Source organism: Streptomyces canus 299MFChir4.1 (assembly GCF_000383615.1).
GTDB lineage: Bacteria > Actinomycetota > Actinomycetes > Streptomycetales > Streptomycetaceae > Streptomyces > Streptomyces canus_C.
Window position 1 is genome coordinate 35,641 of record NZ_KB911587.1, and the last position, 21,323, is coordinate 56,963.

The window sequence follows — 21,323 nt, forward strand, 5'->3', positions numbered from 1 at the left end:
TGGGCGTGGACGAACGACAGCTGCGGATCCTGCGGGAACTCGGCGAGCTGGGCAGCGTCACCGCGGTGGCCGAGGCACTGCTGGTGACCCCGTCCGCGATCTCGCAGCAGCTCAGGCTGTTGCAGCGCTCGGTCAGGGTGCCGCTGACCGAACGGGACGGCCGACGGCTGGTGCTCACGGACGCCGGTCAGGCACTGGCGGGCGCGGCCATCGAGGTGGAGACGGCACTGGCCCGCGCCCGGCACACGGTCGAGGAGTTCGTGGACCGGCCCAGTGGCGAGGTCTCGGTGGCGGCCTTCCACAGCGCGGGCGCGGCCTTCTTCCCCCTGCTGCTGCGCGCCCTCGCCGATCCCGGCGCCCCCGTGCCGAGGCTGGCCGACGAGGACGTGCCGCAAGAGGACTTCCCGCGCCTGACGCGCGCGTACGACATCGTCCTGGCCCACCGCCTCGACCACGCCCCCGCCTGGCCGCCCACGGTGACGGCCACCACGCTCCTGCGGGAGCCACTGGACGTGGCCATGCCCGCCGGCCATCCGCTGGCGGCCAAACGCCGGGTGACTCCGGTGGACGTGGCCGACGAGCCCTGGATCACCGTCCACGACGGCTTCCCGGTCATGGCCACCATCGAGGCCATCGGGGCGGCAGCGGGCCGCCGCCTCCACCTGGCCCATCGCATCAACGAGTTCGCGGTGGCGGCGGAGGCGGTGGCGGCGGGCGGCGGCCTGGCATTGATGCCCCGCTGGACGACGCGCCGGCATCCTGCGCTGGTGCTCAGACCCTTGAGCGGCGTACAGGCGAGGCGCCACATCGACGCCCTTTACCGCCCGGAGAGGACGGCGAGAAGGGCGGTCCGCACGGTTCTGACGGAGCTGAGGTCGGCGGCCGTGCTGATTCGGGGCGAGTCGACTCCCTAGGGGTGCCACCGGTCAGAACGAATGCCACCGCACCGTCTCATCGCCGTCCCGCAAGGACGCGACCCGCCTCTCGAACTCGGCGAGAGCCCTCGGATTCGACGGCGCGTGCTGGGCCACCCACGCACAACTGGCCGTCTCCCGGGCCCCCCGAAGCACCGAGCAGCCCTCCCACTCCCGCACGTCCCATCCGTAAGCGGCGGTGAAGGAGTCATAGGCCGCCGCGGGCACCCCGTACCGGTCCCGGGACAGCGCCATGACCACCAGATCGTGTTCCCGCAGATCCGAGGAGAACGTCTCCAGATCGACGAGAACCGGCCCGTCCGGACCCACATGGACATTGCGGGGAAGCGCGTCCCCGTGGATCGGCCCCGGCTCCAGGTGGGGCGTCACCGCTGCCGCGGCCGCCGCGAAACCGTCCCGCCGCTCACGGAGGTACGCCGCGTCAGCGGGGTCGATCGCATCGCCCGCAAGCCGCAGCCACCGCTCGACACCGCCCAGCAGTTCACGGGGAGGCAGGGCGAAGGGCGGCGCGGGCAGCGCGTGCACCACCCGCAGGAGTTCGGCCAAATCCCGCGTCTCGGCGGGCCGTACGGCCTCGGGAAGCCGGTGCCACAGGGTCACCGGGTGTCCCTCGACCGACCGCGCCTTCGGTTCGGCCGCCCGCACCGCGGGCACTCCCGCCTCCGCAAGCCACCCGGCGATGTCCAGTTCCCGGCGCGCCCGGTCGAGGAGCTCCGCGTCACGCCCCACCTTGACGACCAGGTCACCGACGGCGAACACGGCGTTCTCGCCCAGGGCGAGCAGCCGCGCCGTCCCCGCCGGCAGCCCCGCCGCGGCCAGTACGTCCCGCGCCCGTGCCTCGTCCATCGTCCGGCCTCCCGGTCCTGACATGTCCCGCATGCCTGTGCAGTGCCTCCGCGCACGGCGTCGAGTTCCCGCCATCGCCCGGCCAGTCTCGCATTCCCACAGGTGGGCCGGTGTGCGTGCTGCCTTGACGGCGCATACCCCCTTCACGACCATGACGGAGGCCCAGGCCGGGAGGGCCGGATCGTCACGAGCCGCGTGAAGGAGCCGATGACGTGACCTTGGTGACCGCGACGGAGCGGCCGGCACGGGGCGCACCGCGCGCCGAGGGGGACCGGAGCCCTTCCGGTCACGGAGCCTGGTTCCTGGTGCTGCCCGCGCTGATCCCGATCCTGGTCCTGAGCGTGGGGCCCCTGCTGTACGGGATTCTGCTGGCCTTCACCGACGCCCAGTCGGGCCGGACCCGGGCCACCCAGTGGATCGGCGGCCTCAACTTCCAGGACCTGCTGCACGACACCCTGTTCTGGGAGTCGTTCCGGATCGGCCTGGGGTGGGCGGTCGGCGTGACCGTGCCGCAGTTCCTGCTGGCGCTCGGCCTGGCCCTGCTGCTCGACCAGGACCTCAAGCTGCGCTGGCTCGCCCGTGCCCTCGCGATCCTCCCCTGGGCCATGCCCGAGGTCGTCGTCGGTGTCATGTGGCGGCTCGTCTACAACCCGGACGCCGGAGTCCTCAACGAGACCCTGCGCACCCTCGGTCTCGGCGACGGCCGTGACTGGCTCAGTGGCCTGTCCACCGCCCTGCCCGCCGTGATCGTCGTCGGCGTCTGGGCCGGGATGCCCCAGACGACGGTCACCCTGCTCGCCGGCCTACAGAACACCCCGCGCGAACTCCACGAGGCGGCCGCGATGGACGGCGCGGGTGCCTGGCGCAGATTCCGCACGGTCACCTGGCCCGCTCTCAGACCGGTCGCCCTCGCGATCACCGCGCTCAACTTCATCTGGAACTTCAACTCGTTCGCCCTGGTGTACGTGCTGACCAGCGGAGGACCCGGCGGCCGCACCCGCCTCCCCATGCTCTTCGCCTACGAAGAGGCCTTCCGCTACGGCCAGTTCGGCTACGCGGCCGCGATGGGTCTGGTGATGGTCGCGGTGGTCTCCCTCCTCCTGGCCCTGTTCCTGGTGGGCCGGCTCAAGGACCGCACGGGAGGTGAGGCGGCATGAGGACCAGCACCTCCGGCCGCGTCGGCCAGTACGCCGCCCTTCTCGCCTATCTCGTCTTCCTCGCCTTCCCCTTCCTCTGGCTGGTCTCCACCGCCTTCAAGTCCCCCCGGGAACTGGGCAGTCTGCACCCCACCTGGATCCCCCGGGACCCCACGCTCGACAACTTCCGTCAGGCCTTCGACGAACAGCCCCTGCTGCGCGCCGCCGGGAACTCCCTGCTCGCCGCGCTCGCCGCCGCCGTGATCGCCGTACTGATCGCGACCCCGCTGGCCTACGTCATGGCCCGCCACCGCACCCGGCTCGCGAAGGCCGCGACGGGCTGGGTGGTGGTCAGCCAGGCGTTCCCGCTCGTGCTGGTGATCATCCCGCTGTTCCTGGTGCTGAAGAACCTGCGGCTGATCAACTCCCTGACGGGTCTGGTCATGGTGTACGTCGTGTGGGCGCTGCCGTTCGCGCTGTGGATGCTCGTCGGCTACGTCCGTGCCGTGCCGACCGAACTGGAGGAGGCGGCGGCCGTGGACGGGGCCGGGCGGCTGCGGACCCTGGTGTCGGTGACGGCGCCGCTGCTCGCGCCCGGGATCGTGGCGACGGCACTGTTCGCGTTCATCACCGCGTGGAACGAGTTCTTCTTCGCACTGGTGCTGCTGAAGACCGCGGACAAACAGACCCTGCCGGTCGTCCTCACCCACTTCATCGGCGCGGAGGGGGTCGCCGACCTCGGCCCGCTGGCGGCGGCCGCCTTCCTCGCCACCCTGCCCTCGCTGGTCATCTTCGCGATCATCCAACGCCGTATCACGGGAGGCATGTTGACCGGGGCGGTGAAGAGCTGATGCGCGCACGATGGTTCGCCGGTGTCCTCCTCCTGCTCCTGGCCGGGTGCACCGGCACGGGCACGTCCGGGGACGGCCGCATCACCCTCCGCTTCCAGTCGCTCGCCTGGCAGGAGGAGTCCGTGGCGGCCAACCAGGAGCTCGTGAAGGAGTGGAACGCGACCCACCCGGGCGTCAAGGTCGAGTACGTGCAGGGGAGTTGGGACAGCGTCCACGACCAGTTGCTCACCTCCTTCGAAGGCGGCGAGGCGCCCGACATCATCCACGACGCCTCCGATGACCTCGCGGATTTCGCCTACGGCGGCTATCTCGCGGATCTCGGGGACCTGCTGCCCGAGCGGCTGAAGTCGGACATCCCGCAACGGAGTTGGCGGACCGCCACCTTCGGCGACGGTGTCTACGGCGTGCCCTTCCTCCAGGAGCCGCGGGTCCTCGTGGCCAACGCGAAGTGGCTGAAGGAGTCCGGCGTACGCGTCCCCACCCCCGAACACCCGTGGAGCTGGGCGGAGTTCCGGCGCATCACCCGGCAGCTCAGCGGTGACGGCAAGTACGGCGTGGCCTGGCCGCTCAAGGAACCCGTCTCCGCGACCCTCAACCTGTCGCTGTCGGCGGGCGGGCAGCTCTTCCACCGGGGCGCCGACGGAAAGGTCACCATCCGCTTCGAGAAGGCCGACGAGACCGTGCCCCGCACCGTCCACGACCAGGCGAACACCGACCACAGCGCCTCACCGACCACGCTGGGCAGCGGCGGCTCCGACACCCTGCCCGGCTTTTTCGGCGGCAGGTACGCGATGGTCCCGCTCGGGTTCTCCTACCGTCAGCAGATCGCGCAGCAGGCGCCGAAGGGCTTCGCGTGGCAGGTGCTGCCCGCCCCGGCCGGCGCCGACGGGCTCACCCAGGGCGTCAGCCCGCAGACCCTGTCCGTCGCCGAGGACTGCCCGCACAAGAAGGAGGCCGCCGCGTTCATCGACTTCCTGCTCCGGCCGAAGAACATGGTCCGGCTGGCGCTCGGGGACTGGATGCTGCCCACCGGGACCGAGGCGCTGAAGGATCCCGCTCTGCACACCACCAAGGACGGCTGGGCGACGGGTACGGCTCTCGCCTCCCGGCTGAGCCCGGCGCCCGCGCAGTCCGTCCGGGGCTACCCGGAGTGGAAGGACAAGGTCGCCACCCCCGCCTTCCAGGAGTACTACAGCGGCGCCATCGGCCTCGCTGAGCTGCGGGAACGGCTGGAGCGGGACGGGAACCTCGTGCTGGCCCGCTACCAGCGGTGAAAAAAACCGGTTGTCGCCGCCGGCGGGGCCGCCCTAGCGTTCCGTCCGTGGCAGCGAACAACGCGATTCACTTCACCGGTCTCGGCCGGGGCTTCACGCACTCCGTACGGATGCGTCGTGGCCCCGGAGCCCTGACCGGCCCGGGGAGCCGCATCCGCCGCTGATCACCCGCGGCCAGGTTCATCCCGTACGCACTTCTCCTGTCTTCCGGTCAGGGCCTTCGTCTGCCCTTTTCCCGCTCCCGGAAGACAAGGACCGCAGGCCATGGCCCGCCCCTCACGCGTTTCCCGCGCGCTCTCGCAGAACTTCCTCACTGATCCCAAGGCAGCGGCTCGGCTCGCGAGGCTTGCCGTGCCGCACCCGAAGGCGGAGCTCGTCCTCGAAGTCGGCGCGGGCAAAGGCGCGTTGACCGCACCGCTCGCCTCGCGCTGCCGTCGGCTGCTCGCCTACGAGATCGACGAACGCCTCGTTCCGGCGCTCGACGCCCGCTTTCGTTCCGTACCCCAAGTCCAGGTCGTCGCAGGGGACTTCCTGGCCGCACGCCCACCCCGGACGCCGTTCTCGGTCGCCGGGAATGTGCCCTTCTCCCGTACGGCCGCGATCGTCGACTGGTGTCTGCGCGCCCCCGCCCTCACCGACGCGACGCTTCTCACGCAGCTGGAGTACGCCCGCAAGCGCACGGGGACTACGGGAGCTGGACCCTGCTGACCGTCCTGAGCTGGCCCCGGTACGAGTGGCGTCTGGTGGGGCGGGTCGGGCGGTACGGCTTCACGCCCGTGCCGCGTGTGGAGGCCGGGATCATCCGGATCGAGCGCCGTTGCGCACCGCTCCTCGCCGCCACCGCCGAGCAGGGCTGGAGGCGCCTGGTGGAGCTCGGGTTCTCCGGGGTCGGCGGGTCGTTGCACGCCTCCCTGTGCCGGGCCCGCCCTCGGCGGCGGGTGGACCTCGCGTTTCGCCGCGCGGGGCTCGATCGGGGAGTGCTGGTGGGGGAGGTCGCGCCGCAGTCGTGGGTGCGGCTGTGCGAGGTGCTGGTGCCGTGAGCGACACGTCGTTCGTTGTCTGCCGCGCCGTCGTGGCGGGTCGCGCAGTTCCCGCGCCCCTCCTCGTGCTTCGCGCGATCCAAAAGACATTGCACGATACGTATCGTCTCGCCTAAGGTCGCCGACATGACCAGCCCCTCACACATCGCCATGTTCTCCATCGCCGCCCACGGCCACGTGAACCCCAGCCTTGAGGTGATCCGCGAGCTCGTGGCGCGCGGGCACCGGGTCACCTACGCCGTTCCGCCCCTGTTCGCCGAGAAGGTCGCCGAGACCGGGGCCGAGGTGAAGCCCTGGAACTCGACGCTGCCCGGTCCCGACGACGACCCGGCGGCCTGGGGCAGCGAACTGCTCGACCACGTGGAGCTCTTCCTCGCCGACGCGATGCAGGCGCTGCCGCAGCTGGTCGAGGCCTACGACGGCGACGCACCGGACCTCGTCCTGCACGACATCACCGCCTACCCGGCCCGTGTCCTCGCCCACCGCTGGGGTGTGCCCGCGATCTCGCTCTCGCCGAACCTCGTCGCCTGGCAGGGCTACGAGGAGGAGGTCGCCGAGCCGATGTGGGCCGAGCCGAAGAGCACCGAACGGGGACAGGCCTACTACGCCCGCTTCCAGGGCTGGCTGCGGGAGAACGGGATCGACCTGGACCCCGACTCCTTCGTCGGCCGCCCCGACCGCTCCCTGGTCCTGATCCCCAGGGTGCTCCAGCCGCACGCCGACCGGGTCGACGAGGGCGTGTACACCTTCGTCGGCGCCTGCCAGGGGGACCGTGCCTCGCAGGGGGAGTGGCGGCGGCCGGCCGGGGCCGGGAAGGTGGCTCTCGTCTCCCTCGGCTCCTCCTTCACCAAGCGGCCCGACTTCTACCAGGAGTGCCTCAGGGCCTTCGGTGACCTCCCGGGCTGGCATCTCGTGCTCCAGATCGGCAAGCATGTGGACCCGGCCGAGCTGGGCGCCGTACCGGAGAACGTCGAAGTGCGCCCCTGGGTACCGCAGTTGGCGATCCTGAGGCAGGCCGACCTGTTCGTCACGCACGCCGGCGCGGGCGGCAGCCAGGAGGGACTGGCGACCGCCACACCGATGATCGCCGTACCGCAGGCCGTGGACCAGTTCGGCAACGCCGACATGCTCCAGGGCCTCGGGGTCGCCCGCCGGATCGACACGGAGGAGGCCACCGCCGAGGCGCTGCGAGAAGCCGCCCTCGCACTCGTCGACGACCCCGAGGCCGCCCGCAGGCTCAAGGAGGTCCAGGCGGGGATGGCTCAGGAGGGCGGCACGCGCAGGGCCGCCGACCTCATCGAGGCGCAACTGCGCGCATGAGTGAGGGCCCGTTGGCACCCCGGTCGCCAACGGGCCCTCAGTACAAGGGGATTCAGCCTCGCCCCGGAGGGCTCAGACCCTCAGCGGCTCACCTTCGTCGTCCCGCGCCGCGGGCGCGGCCACCGCGTCCGCGGCCTCGTCGTGAGTGAGGTCCGGCAGTCCGTGCAGCCACTTCGGCAGGTACCAGTTGCGCTCGCCGAGCAGCGCCATGACCGCCGGGAGCAGCACGCCCCGGATGATCGTCGCGTCGATGAGCACCGCGGCCGCGAGGCCCACGCCCATCTGCTTCATGGACTGCAAGGACAGCGTCCCGAAGATCGCGAACACCGCGACCATGATGACGGCGGCGCTGGTGACGACACCGGCCGTGGTGACCACGCCGTGCTGGATCGCGTCCTTGGTGCTGCGGCCCCGCAGATGCGCCTCGCGGATCCGCGAGACCACGAACACGTGGTAGTCCATCGACAGGCCGAACAGGATCACGAACAGGAACAGCGGCAGCCAGGTGATGATGGCGCCGACGCCCTCCGCGCCCACCAGCGAAGCGCCCCAGCCGTGCTGGAAGACCGCGACGAGGATGCCGTAGGCGGCACCCACCGACAGCAGGTTGAGCACGATCGAGGTGATCGCGACCGTCAGCGAGCGGAACGACAGCAGCATCAGCACGAAGGCGAAGACCACGACGAACGCGAACACCGGTACGACCGCTCCGGCCAACTGGTCGTTGAAGTCCTTGGAACCGGCCACCTGCCCGGTGATCGGCGCCTCGACGCCGTCGACCTTGCCGAGCGTGGCAGGCCGCACCTCGTCGCGCAGCTTGTCCAGGCTCGCGCCCGCCTTGTCGAGGTCGGAGCCGCCCACCAGCGGGACGTACACGAAGGCGAGGTTCTGCGCGTCGTGCAGCTTGATCTCGACCGGGCCGCGCGAGGCGCCCGAGGAGATCGCCATCGCCTTGAAGTCGGCCAGCGCGGAGGTGACTTCGGGCGCGTTGATGTCGGCAGCCTTGACGACCACCTCGGCCGGCTCGGAGCCGCCGGGGAAGGCGTCGTTGACCCGGTTGTACGTCTGCACGATCGGCAGCGAGTCGCCGAACTCCTGGTCCAGGGTGAGGTTCTGGGTCTTCATGCCGAGCGCGGGCGCCGCGATGGCGAGCAGCGCGCCGGCCGCGACCACGACCGCGACGAGGGGCTTCGCGAGGACGCCCTTCAGCACGGCGGTCCAGAAGCGGCTCTCCCGGTTGCCGCCCCGCTTGCGGCGCAGCCGGCTCTCCGGGTGCAGGAAGGGGATCTTGCCCTTCTCGACCCGCTCGCCCAGCAGCGAGAGCAGCGCGGGCAGCACGGTCACGGAACCGACCATGGCGACCGCCACGACCATCAGCGAGGCCAGACCCATCGCCTCGAACTCGGCGAGCCCGGTGAACAGCATGCCCGCCATCGCCACGCACACCGTGACACCCGAGACGATGATCGCGCGGCCACTGGTGGCGGCCGCGATCCGCAGGGCGGTCTGCGAGTCCCGCCCGGCCTGCCGTTCCTCGCGCTCACGGCGCAGATAGAACAGGCAGTAGTCGACGCCCACGGCCAGACCGACCAGCAGCATCACGGAGTTGGCGGTGTCGCTCATCGGCATCACATGGCTGACGATGCCCATCAGCCCCATGGTCGCCATGATGGCGCTCACGGCCAGCAGCACCGGCAGCAGGGCCGCGACCAGCGCGCCGAAGGCGATCAGCAGGATGCCGAGGGCCACCGGCACGGCGGAGAGCTCGGCCTTCTCGAAGTCGTCGCCGAACGCGTCGGAGAACGTCTTCGCCATGCTGGCGCCGCCGATCTCCTCGATCCGCAGCGACCCGTGCTCCTTCTGCACCCCCTCGACGGCCTTCAGTACCGGCTCGACCCGGTCGCCTGCGGTGTCGGTCTCGCCGCGCATGTCGAACTGCACGAGCGCGCTGCGGCCGTCCTTCGAGATCGTCTTCGTCTCGTACGGCGAGGTCACGTCGGTGGCCTTGCCGGTGCCCTCGACCGCCTTCACGACCGCGGAGACGGCCGCCCTGAAGTCGGCGTCGGTCGCCTTGCCACCGGCGTCCCTGGCCTGGATCAGCACCGACTCACTGGCCGGCTCGTCGATCCCGGCGTCCTCGATGATCTTCGCGGCGATGTGGGTCTCCCCCTTGAGCTGGTCGCTCTCCTTGACGTCGACCCGGCCCGCTGCCGAACCGAGGCCCATCGCCAGGACGACGAACAGCACCCAGATACCGACGGCAGCCCATCGGTGCCGTGCGCTCCAGCCGCCGGCCCGGGCGGCCAGGCCACGCACCCTTGTGTCTCCGTTCCGCATGACGGGCTTGCCCCCTTGTGAGCGGTGGCAGCCCCCTGCCGCCACCTTTCACATTGAAGGTATGAGCTGGATAAACCCGTCTCGTCGTGCTGTCCGGTGAAGTGCGGGCGCCACCGGCTCCTCCCAAGGGACCGCGCACCCTCCGCACTGCGGAGGATCGTGACCCTTACATCTAACGGCCCTTGTGCGGGGCGGTGATCGGGGTCCGCGCGAGCACCGTCCTAGGGTGTGCGCATGACCACGACATACGCGGCGCTGCTGCGCGGGATCAACGTCGGCGGCAGCAGGAAGGTCCCCATGGCCGACCTGCGCACGCTGATGGCAGGCCTCGGCCACGACGGTGTACGCAGCTACCTCCAGAGCGGCCAGGCCGTGTTCACCGCCGACCACGGCGACGAGCAGTCCCTGGCCGCCGAGCTCACGGCCGCGATCGAGAAGCGGTTCGGCTTCCCGGTCGACGTGATCGTCCGCGACCACGCCTATCTGAAGGCGATCGTCGACGACTGCCCCTTCCCGGCCGCCGAACTGGAGGGCAAGCAGCTCCACGTCACCTACTTCTCCGCCCCCGTCGACGCGGACCGCTTCGCGGAGATCGACCAGGCCGCCCACCTCCCCGAGGAGTTCCGTCTCGGCGACCGCGCCCTGTACCTGTACGCCCCGAACGGCCTCGGCCGCTCCAAGCTGGCCGAGTACCTGTCCAGGCCGAGGCTGAACAAGGGCGTGATCGCCACCAGCCGCAACTGGAACACCGTCGTCAAGCTGGCGGAGATGACCGGTGAGTGACCACGACCCCGCCGTGGAGGCCGCCGTCCAGGGCGAGCTGCGGCTCCTCGACCCCGAGGTCCGGGCCTCGCCCGAGCTGGTGGGCGCGCTGCTGCACCCCGAGTTCCACGAGTTCGGCGCGTCCGGGCGGCAGTGGGACCGCGCGTCGATCGTCGCCGCCCTCGCCGGGGTCACGGACCAGGAGGCCGGGCCGATCACGGCGTCCGGGATGAAGGGGGTCCGGCTCGCGCCGGACCTCGTCCACCTCACCTTCGACACGGAGCGCAACGGCAGCCGGGCACACCGCAGTTCACTGTGGCGGCGCACGTCCAGCGGGTGGCTGCTGTACTTCCACCAGGCGACGCCGTTCACCGGATGACGGTGTGCGAGGCTCCTCCCATGCGCTACGTCATCATCGGGGCAGGTGCGGTCGGCGGGGTCGTCGGCGGGCGGCTCGCGGGAGCCGGACACGAGGTCGTCCTGGTCGCGCGGGGCGCGCACCACGCGGCGCTCAGGGACGGCGGACTGCGGCTGAGAGTGCCGGACGGCGAGTTCACGTACCGGCTCCCGGTGGTGGACGGACCGGCCGGACTCGGCGCCCTGCGCGCCGACGACGTGCTCGTCCTCGCCGTGAAGACCCAGGACACGGAAGGCGCCCTGAGCGTCTGGGGCCCGGCCCCGGTGGAGGGCGGCGGCACGGCGGCCGAGCGGCTGCCCCTGCTGTGCGCGCAGAACGGCGTGGAGGGGCAGCGCGTGGCCCTGCGCCGCTTCCGGCACGTGTACGGCGTCTGCGTCTGGCTGCCGGCCACCTTCGTCGAACCCGGCACCGTCTCCGCCGCGGGCAGTCCGCTCACCGGCATCCTGCACCTGGGGGTGTATCCGCACGGCACGGACGAGACGGCCCGCCGGATCGCCGCCGACCTGGAGACGGCGAGGTTCGAGGCACCGGTCGTGCCGGACCTCGCCCGCTGGCAGTACGCCAAACTGCTGTCCAACCTCGCCAACGCCGTCGAGGCGGTCTCCGGGTCCGTCGAGAGCGAGGAAGCCCTGGCGCTCGTCGACCGGGTGCGGGCCGAGGGCATGGCCGTCCTCGACGCCGCCGGGCTCGCCTACGCGAGCGTCGAGGAACAGCGCGCGCTGCGCGGCGACAAGATCACCCTGCTGCCGCTCGGGGACGCCCCGCGCGGCGGCGGTTCCTCCTGGCAGTCCCTCACCCGCGGCACCGGCACCATCGAGGCCGACCACCTCAACGGCGAGATCGCCCTCCTCGGCCGCCTGCACGGCGTCCCGACCCCGCTGAACGACCTCCTCCAGCGGCTCGCCAACACCTTCGCGCGTGAGCGGCGGGAGGCCGGCTCGATGCCGCCGGCAGAGCTGGTCCGGCGGGCCGACGAGGCCGTGGCCGCCGTGGACGCGCAGGGGCGCTTCACGCGCTCACCGGCCTGCGGCTGGGCCGCGACAGGCGGGTAGGGGACGCCTCAGGCACTCATCGGCCTGCGCCGGCCTGCGTGGCCGTGACGCCATGGCCGCACAGGGGTGCCTCAGGCGCTCACCGGCAGCAGCACCCGCGCCGACGAGGCCGCGTCGTACCGCCGCAGCAGCACCCGCGCCACCTCCGGCGCGGGGCCAAGGACGTCGGCGAGTACGTCCGCCTCGACCGCACCGCGCGCGATGCGGTCGGGGAGGAACCCCGGGGCAAGGACGTACGGCGCCACGGCGACCCGGGCGCAGCCGAGCGCCCGGAGCTCGCGCACCGCGTCCTCGGTGCGGGGCAGGGCCGCGGAGGCGAACGCAGGCCGCACGGCGCACCAACCGGTGTGCCGCCACTCCCGCGCGATGTCAGCGATCACTGCGATCGCCTCCGGGTCGGTGGACCCCGCCGAGGCCAGCACGACCCCGGTCGAGGACTTGTCGGCGGGCGTCAACCCCGCCTCGTACAGCCGCCGTTCGAGCGCCGACAACAGCAGCGGGGACGGACCGAGCACCTCGGCCTGCCGGATCCGCAGCCGCGGCGGTGCGTCCCTGAGGACCGCGGGGATGTCCGACTTCGCGTGGAACGCCCGCGTCAGCAACAGCGGCAGCGCTACGACGTCTCGGACACCCTCCGCCGCCAGGGACTCCAACACCCCCTGAACGGAAGGGAGGTTGAACTCCAGGAAGCCCGTCTCCACCCGTACGTCCGGGCGCAGCGAGCGCACCCGGCGTACCAGAGCGTGCACCGTCGCGGCGTGCCGCGGGTCGCGGCTGCCGTGGGCGATGACCAGGAGGACCGGCTTCATGGGACTCAGCCCTTCACCAGCAGACCGCGGCTGCGCAGCACCCACCGCTCCAGCGGGCTGAAGATCAGCAGGTCGATCGCGATGCCGACGAACAGGATGAGCAGGATCGCCTCGAACACCATGGCCATGTCGCTGTTGGTGCGGCCGTTCTCCAGCAACTGGCCGAGACCCACGCCCAGGTCGGGGAACTGGGCGATGATCTCCGCGGCCATCAGCGAGCGCCAGGAGAACGCCCAGCCCTGCTTGAGACCCGCCACATAGCCGGGCAGCGCGGCCGGCAGCGTGACGTGCCAGATGCCCTTGACGCCCGTCGCCCCCATCGTGCGGCCGGCCCGCAGGAACAGCGGCGGCACCTGGTCGACGCCGGACACCAGGCCGTTGGCGATGGAGGGGACCGCGCCGAGCAGGATCACCGCGTACATCATGGAGTTGTTCAGGCCCAGCCAGATCACGGCCGGCGGCACCCACGCCACCGACGGCAGCGACTGGAGGCCGGACAGGATCGGGCCGATGGCAGCCCGGACGAACTTCACCCGGGCCACGATCAGGCCCAGCGGGGTGCCGATCAGCAGGGCGAAGAAGAAGCCCAGCAGACCGCGCGAGACGCTGGTCCAGATGTAGCCGAGCAGATCGCCCTGGAGCCAGGCCTCCTTGAACGTGGAGCCGACGGCCGCCGGCGACGGCAGCTTCGACGGGTCGTCGACGATCGGGTAGAGGAGCGTCCAGACCGCGAGGACCACCGCGAGCGCGATGACCGGCGGCAGGATCTTGTTGACGAGGGTCTGCCGGAGGGTCGGGCGCCCGGTGGTCCGGGTCTCCAGCGCGTCGAGGCCCGCCTCTACGCTCCCGGCGTCCTGGGCCGGTGTCGTGTCAGTGCTGGCCATGACGGCGGATCTCCCCACGCAGTTCTTCGGTGATCTCACGGGCCAGTTCGGCCACGGGCGCGTCCTCGATGCGGCGCGGCTGCGGGATGTCGACCGTCCACTCGCGCGCGATCCGGCCGGGGCGGGAGGACAGCAGGATCACGCGCTGCGCGAGCCGTACCGCCTCACGCACGTTGTGCGTGACGAACAGGACGGACACGCCGGTCTCCGCCCAGATCCGGGTGATCTCGTCGTGCAGCACGTCCCGCGTGATGGCGTCGAGAGCCGCGAACGGCTCGTCCATCAGCAGCAGATTGCTCTCCTGGGCGAGCGCGCGGGCCAGTGCCACCCGCTGGCGCATACCGCCCGACAGCTCGTGCACGCGCTTGCCGTACGCGCCCTTCAGCCGCACCAGTTCGAGCAGTTCCTCGGCCTTGGTGCGCCGGTCGGGCTTGGGAACTCCCCTGAGTTTCAGGGCGAGTTCGATGTTCTTGCCCGCGGTCAGCCACGGGAAGAGGGCGTGCTCCTGGAACATCAGGGCGGGGCGGCCGTCCGTGATGATGTCGCCCGTGCTGGGCCGGTCAAGACCCGCCACCAGGTTGAGCAGCGTGGACTTGCCGCAGCCCGAGGCCCCCAGGAGGGTGACGAACTCGCCCGGCGCGACATCGATGCTGACGTCGTCCAGGACGAGCTGCTGTCCGCCCGGTCCCGCGAACGACTTCGAGACGTGCTCAAGGCGTGCGGCGTACTCGACGGACTCGTCGGCCTGGGCGAGCGTCGTGGTCGTGGCCATGGTCGTCACCTCCTGGGAACTCTTCGGGGACCGGGGTCAGCTGGTGCCGAGACCGGCGGCGTCGACCGTGGACTCGCCGTCGGCCTTGAGGACCTTGTTGAGGATCGTCAGGTCGTAGATCCCGTTCAGGTCGGGCTTCTTCAGCAGACCGGCCTTGACCGCGTGTTCCGCCTCGGTGTTGAGGGTGGCGGCCAGCGGGTCGTTGGTGAACTGGATCGACTTCCAGGCCGGGTCCAGGACCGCGGGCTTGAGCGCCTTGCCGGAGTCCGCCTCAAGCTGCTTGTTCGCCGCCGCCTTCGCCGCGTCCGGGTTGGCGTTGATCCACTTGTTGGCCTCCACCGACGCCTTCAGGACGGCCTCGACCGCCTTCGGGTGCTCCTTGAGGAAGTCCTGGCGCACGATGATGTTCGTGATCACGAACTTCTTGTCCGGCCACAGCGACGACTCGTCGAGCAGCACCTTGCCGCCCTCGGCGACCAGCTTGGACGCGGTCGGCTCCGGCACCCAGGCGCCGTCGATGGAACCGGCCTTGTAGGCGTCCGGCGTGATCTTGTTGTCGGTGCGGACGACGGTGACGTCGCCCTTGCCGCTCTGCGCGTCGACCTTCCAGCCCTGTTCGGCGATCCAGTTGAGGAACGCCACGTCCTGCGTGTTGCCGAGCTGCGGGGTGGCGATCTTCTTGCCCTTGACGTCCTTCAGGGACTTGATCTTGTCCGGGTTGACGACCAGCTTCACACCACCGGAGGCCGAACCACCGATGATCTTCAGGCTCTTGCCGCCCGACTTGACGTAGCCGTTGATCGACGGGGAGGGACCGATCCAGCCGATGTCGATCGACTTGGAGTTGAGCGCCTCGATCTCGGAAGGACCGGCGTTGAAGGTCGCGTACGAGGCCTTGGTGGCCCCGAGCTCCTTCTGGAAGAAGCCCTTGTTCACCCCGACGAGCGCGGTGCCGTGGGTCAGGTTGCCGAAGTAGCCGATCTTGACGGAGTCGAGCCCGTCGATCTTCTTGGCCCCGGCGGCGACCTTGGCGGTGCCGGTGTCCTTGGAGTCGGAGCCGTAGCCGCAAGCGGCCAGGGTGAGGAGCGGGAGCGCGGCGATGACCGCGAGGGTGCGGCGAAGAGCTGGTGTAGCAGGCACGGGAGGTGTTCCTCTCGGAGGCCCGGCGGTCACGGTCTCTCAGGTCGTGGCCGGGAGGTCGGCAGGTCTGCGTCTACGGCTGTGGGGGGACGGGGCGCGCAAGCGGTGCGCGTACGTCAGCGCACACATCGCGCCACTCCGCCCTGCCCGCTGCCGAGCGCGCCGCTGCCTACGCGGCCGCCCTCCTTCGCGAACGTGGACCAGTAGTCGGTGGGGGTCATGTCAGAAGTCCCACCCGTCGTCCTCGGACTCGTCCTTGACGGGTTCCGGGGACGCGAACGACTCGCCGACCATACCCGCGGTGAGCGTGGTGCCGTCGTTCGGGTCGATGAGGATGAACGAACCGGTGCGCCGCGAGTCCGAGTAGGAGTCGACGGGCAGCGGCTCCGCGGTACGGATCTTCACGCGGCCGATGTCGTTGGCGACGAGCTGACCGGGGTGCGGGTGCAGGGACAGGTCGGCGAGCGTGAGCCGGGACGGGATGTCCTTGACGATCGCCTTGACCGTGCGGGTGCCGTGCTTGAGGAGCACCCGGTGGCCGACGGTCAGCGGGGCGTCTGCCACGTGGCAGACGGTCGCCTCGATGTCCTGGGTGGTCGGCGGGGCGTCCTTGCTGGGCACCAGCAGGTCGCCGCGCGAGATGTCGATGTCGTCCTCCAGGAGGATCGTCACCGACTGAGTCGTCCAGGCCACGTCGACCGGCTCACCGAGCAGGTCGATGCCGGCGATCTTCGTGGAGCGGCCCGAGGGCAGCACGGTGATCTGCTCGCCGACGTGGAAGGAACCGGCGGCGATCTGACCGGCGTAGCCCCGGTAGTCCGGGTGCTCGGCGGTCTGCGGCCGGATCACGTACTGCACGGGAAGGCGGGCGTGGCAGTGGCTCAGGTCGTGGGTGACCGGGACCGTCTCGAGGTGCTCCAGGACGGTCGGGCCGCCGTACCAGTCCATGTGGGCGGACGGCTCCACCACGTTGTCACCCGCGAGCGCCGAGATCGGGATCGCGGTGACCTCGGGGACGCCCAGCTCAAGGGCGTACGCCGTGAACTCCTCGGCGATCGCGGCGAAGACGGGCTCGGCGTAGTCGACGAGGTCCATCTTGTTCACGGCCAGCACCACGTGCGGCACCCGCAGCAGCGCGGCGAGGGCCGCGTGCCGGCGGGTCTGCTCGACGACGCCGTTGCGGGCGTCGATGAGGATCACCGTGAGCTCGGCCGTGGAGGCACCCGTCACCATGTTGCGGGTGTACTGCACATGGCCGGGGGTGTCGGCGAGGATGAACCGGCGCCTGGGCGTGGCGAAGTAGCGGTAGGCCACGTCGATGGTGATGCCCTGCTCGCGCTCGGCGCGCAGACCGTCCGTCAGCAGCGCGAGGTCCGGGCCCTCGGCCCCCCGGCTGGCCGACGCGCGCTCCACTGCCTCCAGCTGATCCGTGAGGATCGACTTGGAGTCGTGCAGCAGCCGGCCGACGAGGGTCGACTTGCCGTCGTCGACCGAACCGGCGGTCGCGAACCGCAGCAGGGTCGTCTCGGTGAGTTCCGTGGTGGTGCTCATGCTTAGAAGTACCCCTCGCGCTTGCGGTCTTCCATCGCGGCCTCGGACATCTTGTCGTCGGCGCGGGTGGCGCCCCGCTCGGTGAGCCGGGAGGCGGCGATCTCGGTGATGACCTTCTCGATGCTGTCGGCGTCGGAGTCGACGGCACCCGTGCAGGACATGTCACCGACGGTCCGGTACCGGACCAGGCGCTTCTCGACGGTCTCGCCGTCCTTGGGGCCGCCCCACTCACCGGCGGTCAGCCACATGCCGCTGCGCGAGAAGACCTCACGCTCGTGGGCGAAGTAGATCTCCGGCAGCTCGATCTTCTCGCGGGCGATGTACTGCCACACGTCCAGCTCGGTCCAGTTGGACAGCGGGAAGACGCGGACGTGCTCACCGGGAGCGTGCCGGCCGTTGTACAGGTTCCACAGCTCGGGGCGCTGGCGGCGCGGGTCCCACTGGGAGAACTCGTCGCGCAGCGAGAACACGCGCTCCTTTGCGCGGGCCTTCTCCTCGTCCCGGCGGCCACCGCCGAAGACGGCGTCGAACTTCTCCGCCTGGATCTTCTCCGTCAGCGGCAGCGTCTGGAGCGGGTTACGAGTGCCGTCCGGACGCTCCTTGAGCACACCGCGGTCGATGTAGTCCTGGACGGAGGCCACATGGAGGCGCAGCCCATGGGCGGCGACCACACGGTCCCGGTACTCAAGGACCTCGGGGAAGTTGTGTCCGGTGTCCACGTGCAGCAGCGAGAAGGGGATCGCCGCGGGGGCGAACGCCTTCAGCGCCAGGTGCAGCATGACGATGGAGTCCTTGCCGCCGGAGAAAAGGATCACCGGCCGCTCGAACTCACCCGCCACCTCACGGAAGATGTGCACGGCCTCGGACTCGAGGGCGTCCAGGTGGGACAGGGCGTACGGAGCGTCCGTGTCGCCCCCCGTCACCTTGGCAACGGTCGTCGTCATGCCAGTCCCCTCTCGGTGAGCAGCGCGTGGACCGCGGCCGCGGACTCCTGGACGGTCTGGTTCTGCGACTCGATCCGCAGATCGGGCGACTCGGGCTCCTCGTAGGGGTCGTCGACCCCGGTCAGCCCGGACAGCTCGCCCGCGGCCTGCTTGGCGTACAGGCCCTTCACATCGCGTACGGAGCACACCTCGACCGGAGTCGCCACATGGATCTCCAGGTAGGCGGCACCGCTCTCCTGGTGGCGCTTGCGCACCGCGTCACGGCTGTCGGCGTAGGGCGCGATGACCGGGACCAGCGTCTTGACGCCGTTGCGGGCGAGCAGTTCGGCGAGGAAGCCGATGCGCTGCACGTTGGTGTGCCGGTCCTCGCGGCTGAAGCCGAGACCCGCCGAGATGAACTCGCGGATCTCGTCGCCGTCGAGCACCTCGACGAGGTGGCCCTCCTCGCGCAGCCGGCCGGCCAGCTCGTACGCGATGGTGGTCTTGCCGGCACTCGGCAGACCCGTGAGCCAGACGGTGGCTCCGGTCGTCACGTGCAACTCCTTGGTAGATGTCGTCATCCGTGCAGCCCGCACTCGGTCTTGGAACGCCCGGTCCAGCGGCCGGCGCGCGCGTCCTCGCCCTCCAGGACACGGCGGGTGCAGGGGGCGCAGCCGACGGACGTGTAGCCGTCCATCAGCAGGGGGTTGGTGAGGACGCCGTGCTCCTGGACGTACGCGTCCACGTCGTCCTGGGTCCAGCGGGCGATGGGGGAGACCTTGACCTTCTGCCGCTTCTCGTCCCAGCCGACGACCGGGGTGTTCGCCCGGGTCGGGGACTCGTCGCGGCGCAGGCCGGTCGCCCAGGCGACGTAGTCCGTCAGGCCCCGTTCCAGGGGCTCGACCTTGCGCATCCTGCAGCAGAGATCGGGGTCGCGGTCGTGCAGCTTGGGGCCGAACTCGGCGTCCTGCTCGGCGACGGTCTGACGCGGGGTGAGCGTGATGACGTTGACGTCCATCACGGCCTCGACCGCGTCCCGGGTGCCGATGGTCTCCTCGAAGTGGTAGCCGGTGTCGAGGAAGACGACGTCAACGCCCTTCCTCGCGCGGGAGGCGAGGTGGGCGACCACCGCGTCCTCCATCGACGAGGTCACGCAGAAACGCTTGCCGAAGGTGTCGGCCGCCCACTGGAGGATCTCCAGCGCGGAGGCGTCCTCCAGATCACGGCCCGCCCGCTCGGCGAGCGCCTTGAGATCGTCGGTCGTGCGTTCTTCCTGAATCGCGGTCATATCTGATCTCCCCCTGCGTCGGTGTGCCGAAGGCCCCGGGCGAGCAGCCCGAGGAACTTCAACTGGAATGCGCGGTTGCACGCCGCGCATTCCCAGGCGCCGTGGGCGCCTTCCAGGGCTTCGCTCGGACGCAGGTCCTCGTCGCCGCAGTAGGGGCAGTAGAAGGGGGCGGCCCGCTCGCTCACGACAGTGCCTCCTCGGAGGCGCGCGAGGCCCAGGCGGCGAAGCGCTCGCCGTCCTCGCGCTCGGCCTGGAACCGCTTCAGGACCCGCTCGACGTAGTCCGGCAGTTCCTCTGAGGTGACCTTCAGGCCGCGCACCTTGCGGCCGAACCCGGCCTCCAGACCGAGGGCGCCGCCCAGGTGCACCTGGTAGCCCTCGACCTGCTCGCCCTTGTCGTTGAGGACCAGCTGGCCCTTGAGACCGATGTCCGCCACCTGGATCCGGGCGCAGGCGTTCGGGCAGCCGTTGAGGTTGATGGTGAGCGGCTCGTCGAAGTCCGGGATGCGGCGCTCTAGTTCGTCGATCAGCTGGGAGCCGCGCGCCTTGGTCTCCACGATGGCGAGCTTGCAGTACTCGATGCCGGTGCAGGCCATGGTGCCGCGCCGGAAGGACGAGGGCTTCGCCGTCAGGTCCAGCGCCTCCAGGGCCTCGACCAGCGGCTGGACCTGTGCCTCCTCGACATCGAGGATGATCATCTTCTGCTCGACGGTGGTCCGGACCCGGCCCGAACCGTGGGCCTCCGCGACCTCGGCGATCTTCGTCAGCGTGGTGCCGTCGACACGGCCGACGCGCGGGGCGAACCCGACGTAGAACAGGCCGTCCTTCTGGCGGTGCACGCCGACGTGGTCGCGCCAGCGGCCCGAGGGCTCGGCGGGCGCGGGGCCGTCGACCAGCTTGCGCTTGAGGTAGTCGTCCTCAAGGACCTGGCGGAACTTCTCCGGGCCCCAGTCGGCGACGAGGAACTTCAGCCGGGCGCGCGTGCGCAGCCGCCGGTAGCCCCAGTCCCGGAAGATGCCGACCACGCCGGCCCACACCTCGGGCACTTCGTCCAGCGGCACCCAGGCGCCGAGCCGCACGCCGAGCTTCGGGTTGGTGGACAGCCCGCCGCCGACCCACAGGTCGAAGCCGGGGCCGTGCTCGGGGTGCTCGACACCGACGAACGCGATGTCGTTGATCTCGTGGACCACGTCGAGGAGCGGGGAGCCGGAGATCGCCGTCTTGAACTTGCGGGGCAGGTTGGAGAACTCCTTGCTGCCGATGTACCGCTCGTGGATCTCCTCGATCGCCCAGGAGCCGTCGATGATCTCGTCCTCGGCGATGCCGGCGACCGGCGAGCCGATGACGACACGCGGGCAGTCGCCGCAGGCCTCCGTGGTGGAGAGACCGACCGCCTCCAGGCGGTTCCAGATCTCCGGGACGTCCTCGATGCGGATCCAGTGCAGCTGGATGTTCTGCCGGTCGGTGACGTCCGCGCTGCCGCGCGCGAACTCCTCGGAGATCTCGCCGATCACGCGAAGCTGCTGGGTGGTGAGGCGTCCGCCGTCGATCCGCACCCGCAGCATGAAGTACTTGTCGTCCAGCTCCTCCGGCTCCAGGATCGCGGTCTTGCCGCCGTCGATCCCGGGCTTGCGCTGGGTGTACAGGCCCCACCAGCGCATTCGGCCGCGCAGGTCGTTGGGGTCGATCGAGTCGAAGCCGCGCTTCGAGTAGATCGTCTCAATGCGTGTCCGCACATTGAGACCGTCGTCGTCCTTCTTGAACTGCTCGTTGCCGTTCAGCGGGGTGTGGTGCCCCGCGGCCCACTGACCCTCACCGCGGTGACGGCTCACCTTGCGGCGGGGCGCTGCGGCAGCAGGGTTCTGCGGGGTGGCGGCCATGGTTCTACGTCCTTCGGGACAGGCGGAAAGCGGCTCTTACCAGCGTGTACGGGCGCATGGGCGTGCATGCGCGGCTTTGCGCGGGGAGGAGAACGAGAGGATGTGT

Annotated in this window: 19 protein-coding genes and 2 pseudogenes; 9 read left to right on the forward strand and 12 right to left on the reverse strand. The window is 70.6% G+C overall.

Annotated elements, in window-relative coordinates; translation table 11 throughout:
• Nucleotides 1–5 precede the first annotated feature (5 nt).
• Entirely contained in the window at nt 6–914 is a 909-nt protein-coding gene (locus tag H293_RS0116065; RefSeq protein WP_020118881.1) for a LysR family transcriptional regulator, read from the forward strand.
• A gap of 12 nt (nt 915–926) precedes the next feature.
• Here the strand turns inward: H293_RS0116065 and H293_RS0116070 are convergent, their stop codons facing one another.
• Nucleotides 927–1,781: a phosphotransferase enzyme family protein gene (locus H293_RS0116070; protein ID WP_020118882.1), complete on the reverse strand. Its 855-nt coding sequence runs from the start codon at nt 1,779–1,781 to the stop codon at nt 927–929.
• A gap of 212 nt (nt 1,782–1,993) precedes the next feature.
• Here H293_RS0116070 and H293_RS0116075 point away from each other — a divergent pair, with 212 nt between their 5' ends.
• The 5 genes and pseudogenes from H293_RS0116075 to mgt all read left to right on the forward strand — a co-directional run bounded on the left by H293_RS0116075 (nt 1,994) and on the right by mgt (nt 7,402).
• A complete protein-coding gene (locus H293_RS0116075) occupies nt 1,994–2,938 on the forward strand; it encodes a carbohydrate ABC transporter permease (protein WP_020118883.1) in 945 nt (314 codons plus the stop codon).
• On the forward strand, nt 2,935–3,768 hold the full coding sequence (locus H293_RS0116080) for a carbohydrate ABC transporter permease (RefSeq protein ID WP_020118884.1): 834 nt from the start codon (nt 2,935–2,937) through the stop codon (nt 3,766–3,768). Before H293_RS0116075 ends, H293_RS0116080 begins: the two co-directional genes overlap by 4 nt.
• Nucleotides 3,768–5,042, forward strand: a complete 1,275-nt coding sequence (locus H293_RS0116085) for an ABC transporter substrate-binding protein (RefSeq protein WP_020118885.1) — start codon at nt 3,768–3,770, stop codon at nt 5,040–5,042. Before H293_RS0116080 ends, H293_RS0116085 begins: the two co-directional genes overlap by 1 nt.
• A gap of 264 nt (nt 5,043–5,306) precedes the next feature.
• A pseudogene (gene erm, locus H293_RS52725) lies at nt 5,307–6,082 on the forward strand (ErmE/ErmH/ErmO/ErmR family 23S rRNA (adenine(2058)-N(6))-methyltransferase).
• 77 nt (nt 6,083–6,159) lie between these two features.
• A pseudogene (mgt, locus tag H293_RS0116095) lies at nt 6,160–7,402 on the forward strand (macrolide-inactivating glycosyltransferase).
• A gap of 72 nt (nt 7,403–7,474) precedes the next feature.
• Here the strand turns inward: mgt and H293_RS0116100 are convergent.
• The gene (locus tag H293_RS0116100; protein ID WP_028807890.1) at nt 7,475–9,739 is read right to left on the reverse strand and encodes an MMPL family transporter; all 2,265 of its coding nucleotides are present in this window, start codon (nt 9,737–9,739) and stop codon (nt 7,475–7,477) included.
• A 234-nt stretch (nt 9,740–9,973) separates the two neighbouring features.
• Between H293_RS0116100 and H293_RS0116105 the strand changes: the two genes are divergently transcribed.
• From H293_RS0116105 to H293_RS0116115, 3 genes are read left to right on the forward strand one after another with little or no spacing between them, the layout of a single operon-like run.
• On the forward strand, nt 9,974–10,522 hold the full coding sequence (locus tag H293_RS0116105) for a DUF1697 domain-containing protein (RefSeq protein ID WP_020118888.1): 549 nt from the start codon (nt 9,974–9,976) through the stop codon (nt 10,520–10,522).
• Nucleotides 10,515–10,880, forward strand: coding sequence for a nuclear transport factor 2 family protein (locus H293_RS0116110; RefSeq protein WP_020118889.1), 366 nt, complete (start codon nt 10,515–10,517; stop codon nt 10,878–10,880). Before H293_RS0116105 ends, H293_RS0116110 begins: the two co-directional genes overlap by 8 nt.
• Before the next feature lie 20 nt (nt 10,881–10,900).
• Nucleotides 10,901–11,971: a ketopantoate reductase family protein gene (locus H293_RS0116115; protein WP_020118890.1), complete on the forward strand. Its 1,071-nt coding sequence runs from the start codon at nt 10,901–10,903 to the stop codon at nt 11,969–11,971.
• Between the two features lie 71 nt (nt 11,972–12,042).
• Here the strand turns inward: H293_RS0116115 and H293_RS0116120 are convergent, their stop codons facing one another.
• The 10 genes from H293_RS0116120 to H293_RS0116165 form a co-directional block, all read right to left on the reverse strand.
• Nucleotides 12,043–12,780, reverse strand: a complete 738-nt coding sequence (locus H293_RS0116120) for a sirohydrochlorin chelatase (protein WP_020118891.1) — start codon at nt 12,778–12,780, stop codon at nt 12,043–12,045.
• A 5-nt stretch (nt 12,781–12,785) separates the two neighbouring features.
• Nucleotides 12,786–13,664, reverse strand: a complete 879-nt coding sequence (locus tag H293_RS0116125; RefSeq protein ID WP_020118892.1) for an ABC transporter permease — start codon at nt 13,662–13,664, stop codon at nt 12,786–12,788.
• Nucleotides 13,651–14,436 (reverse strand): ABC transporter ATP-binding protein, encoded by a 786-nt coding sequence (locus H293_RS0116130; protein WP_020118893.1) that lies wholly within the window; start codon nt 14,434–14,436, stop codon nt 13,651–13,653. Before H293_RS0116130 ends, H293_RS0116125 begins: the two co-directional genes overlap by 14 nt.
• A 36-nt stretch (nt 14,437–14,472) precedes the next feature.
• Nucleotides 14,473–15,576: an ABC transporter substrate-binding protein gene (locus tag H293_RS0116135; protein ID WP_020118894.1), complete on the reverse strand. Its 1,104-nt coding sequence runs from the start codon at nt 15,574–15,576 to the stop codon at nt 14,473–14,475.
• Nucleotides 15,577–15,798: 222 nt separating this feature from the next.
• Entirely contained in the window at nt 15,799–17,127 is a 1,329-nt protein-coding gene (locus H293_RS0116140; protein WP_020118895.1) for a sulfate adenylyltransferase subunit 1, read from the reverse strand.
• A gap of 2 nt (nt 17,128–17,129) precedes the next feature.
• The gene (cysD, locus tag H293_RS0116145) at nt 17,130–18,071 is read right to left on the reverse strand and encodes a sulfate adenylyltransferase subunit CysD (protein ID WP_020118896.1); all 942 of its coding nucleotides are present in this window, start codon (nt 18,069–18,071) and stop codon (nt 17,130–17,132) included.
• Complete coding sequence (gene cysC, locus H293_RS0116150; protein ID WP_078612599.1) at nt 18,068–18,631, reverse strand: adenylyl-sulfate kinase; 564 nt, start codon at nt 18,629–18,631, stop codon at nt 18,068–18,070. Before cysC ends, cysD begins: the two co-directional genes overlap by 4 nt.
• Nucleotides 18,628–19,338, reverse strand: a complete 711-nt coding sequence (locus tag H293_RS0116155; RefSeq protein WP_020118898.1) for a phosphoadenylyl-sulfate reductase — start codon at nt 19,336–19,338, stop codon at nt 18,628–18,630. Before H293_RS0116155 ends, cysC begins: the two co-directional genes overlap by 4 nt.
• Entirely contained in the window at nt 19,335–19,523 is a 189-nt protein-coding gene (locus H293_RS0116160; protein ID WP_020118899.1) for a hypothetical protein, read from the reverse strand. Before H293_RS0116160 ends, H293_RS0116155 begins: the two co-directional genes overlap by 4 nt.
• On the reverse strand, nt 19,520–21,217 hold the full coding sequence (locus H293_RS0116165; RefSeq protein WP_020118900.1) for a nitrite/sulfite reductase: 1,698 nt from the start codon (nt 21,215–21,217) through the stop codon (nt 19,520–19,522). Before H293_RS0116165 ends, H293_RS0116160 begins: the two co-directional genes overlap by 4 nt.
• Nucleotides 21,218–21,323 lie beyond the last annotated feature (106 nt).

What these genes read in the sequence shown, in the direction of transcription:
- H293_RS0116070 (WP_020118882.1), bottom strand. Translation starts at nt 1,781, where the DNA reads ATGGACGAGGCACGGGCGCGGGACGTACTGGCCGCGGCGGGGCTGCCG.
- H293_RS0116080 (WP_020118884.1), top strand. Translation starts at nt 2,935, where the DNA reads ATGAGGACCAGCACCTCCGGCCGCGTCGGCCAGTACGCCGCCCTTCTC.
- H293_RS0116085 (WP_020118885.1), top strand. Translation starts at nt 3,768, where the DNA reads ATGCGCGCACGATGGTTCGCCGGTGTCCTCCTCCTGCTCCTGGCCGGG.
- H293_RS0116100 (WP_028807890.1), bottom strand. Translation starts at nt 9,739, where the DNA reads ATGCGGAACGGAGACACAAGGGTGCGTGGCCTGGCCGCCCGGGCCGGC.
- H293_RS0116105 (WP_020118888.1), top strand. Translation starts at nt 9,974, where the DNA reads ATGACCACGACATACGCGGCGCTGCTGCGCGGGATCAACGTCGGCGGC.
- H293_RS0116115 (WP_020118890.1), top strand. Translation starts at nt 10,901, where the DNA reads ATGCGCTACGTCATCATCGGGGCAGGTGCGGTCGGCGGGGTCGTCGGC.
- H293_RS0116120 (WP_020118891.1), bottom strand. Translation starts at nt 12,780, where the DNA reads ATGAAGCCGGTCCTCCTGGTCATCGCCCACGGCAGCCGCGACCCGCGG.
- H293_RS0116125 (WP_020118892.1), bottom strand. Translation starts at nt 13,664, where the DNA reads ATGGCCAGCACTGACACGACACCGGCCCAGGACGCCGGGAGCGTAGAG.
- H293_RS0116130 (WP_020118893.1), bottom strand. Translation starts at nt 14,436, where the DNA reads ATGGCCACGACCACGACGCTCGCCCAGGCCGACGAGTCCGTCGAGTAC.
- H293_RS0116140 (WP_020118895.1), bottom strand. Translation starts at nt 17,127, where the DNA reads ATGAGCACCACCACGGAACTCACCGAGACGACCCTGCTGCGGTTCGCG.
- cysD (WP_020118896.1), bottom strand. Translation starts at nt 18,071, where the DNA reads ATGACGACGACCGTTGCCAAGGTGACGGGGGGCGACACGGACGCTCCG.
- cysC (WP_078612599.1), bottom strand. Translation starts at nt 18,631, where the DNA reads ATGACGACATCTACCAAGGAGTTGCACGTGACGACCGGAGCCACCGTC.
- H293_RS0116155 (WP_020118898.1), bottom strand. Translation starts at nt 19,338, where the DNA reads ATGACCGCGATTCAGGAAGAACGCACGACCGACGATCTCAAGGCGCTC.
- H293_RS0116165 (WP_020118900.1), bottom strand. Translation starts at nt 21,217, where the DNA reads ATGGCCGCCACCCCGCAGAACCCTGCTGCCGCAGCGCCCCGCCGCAAG.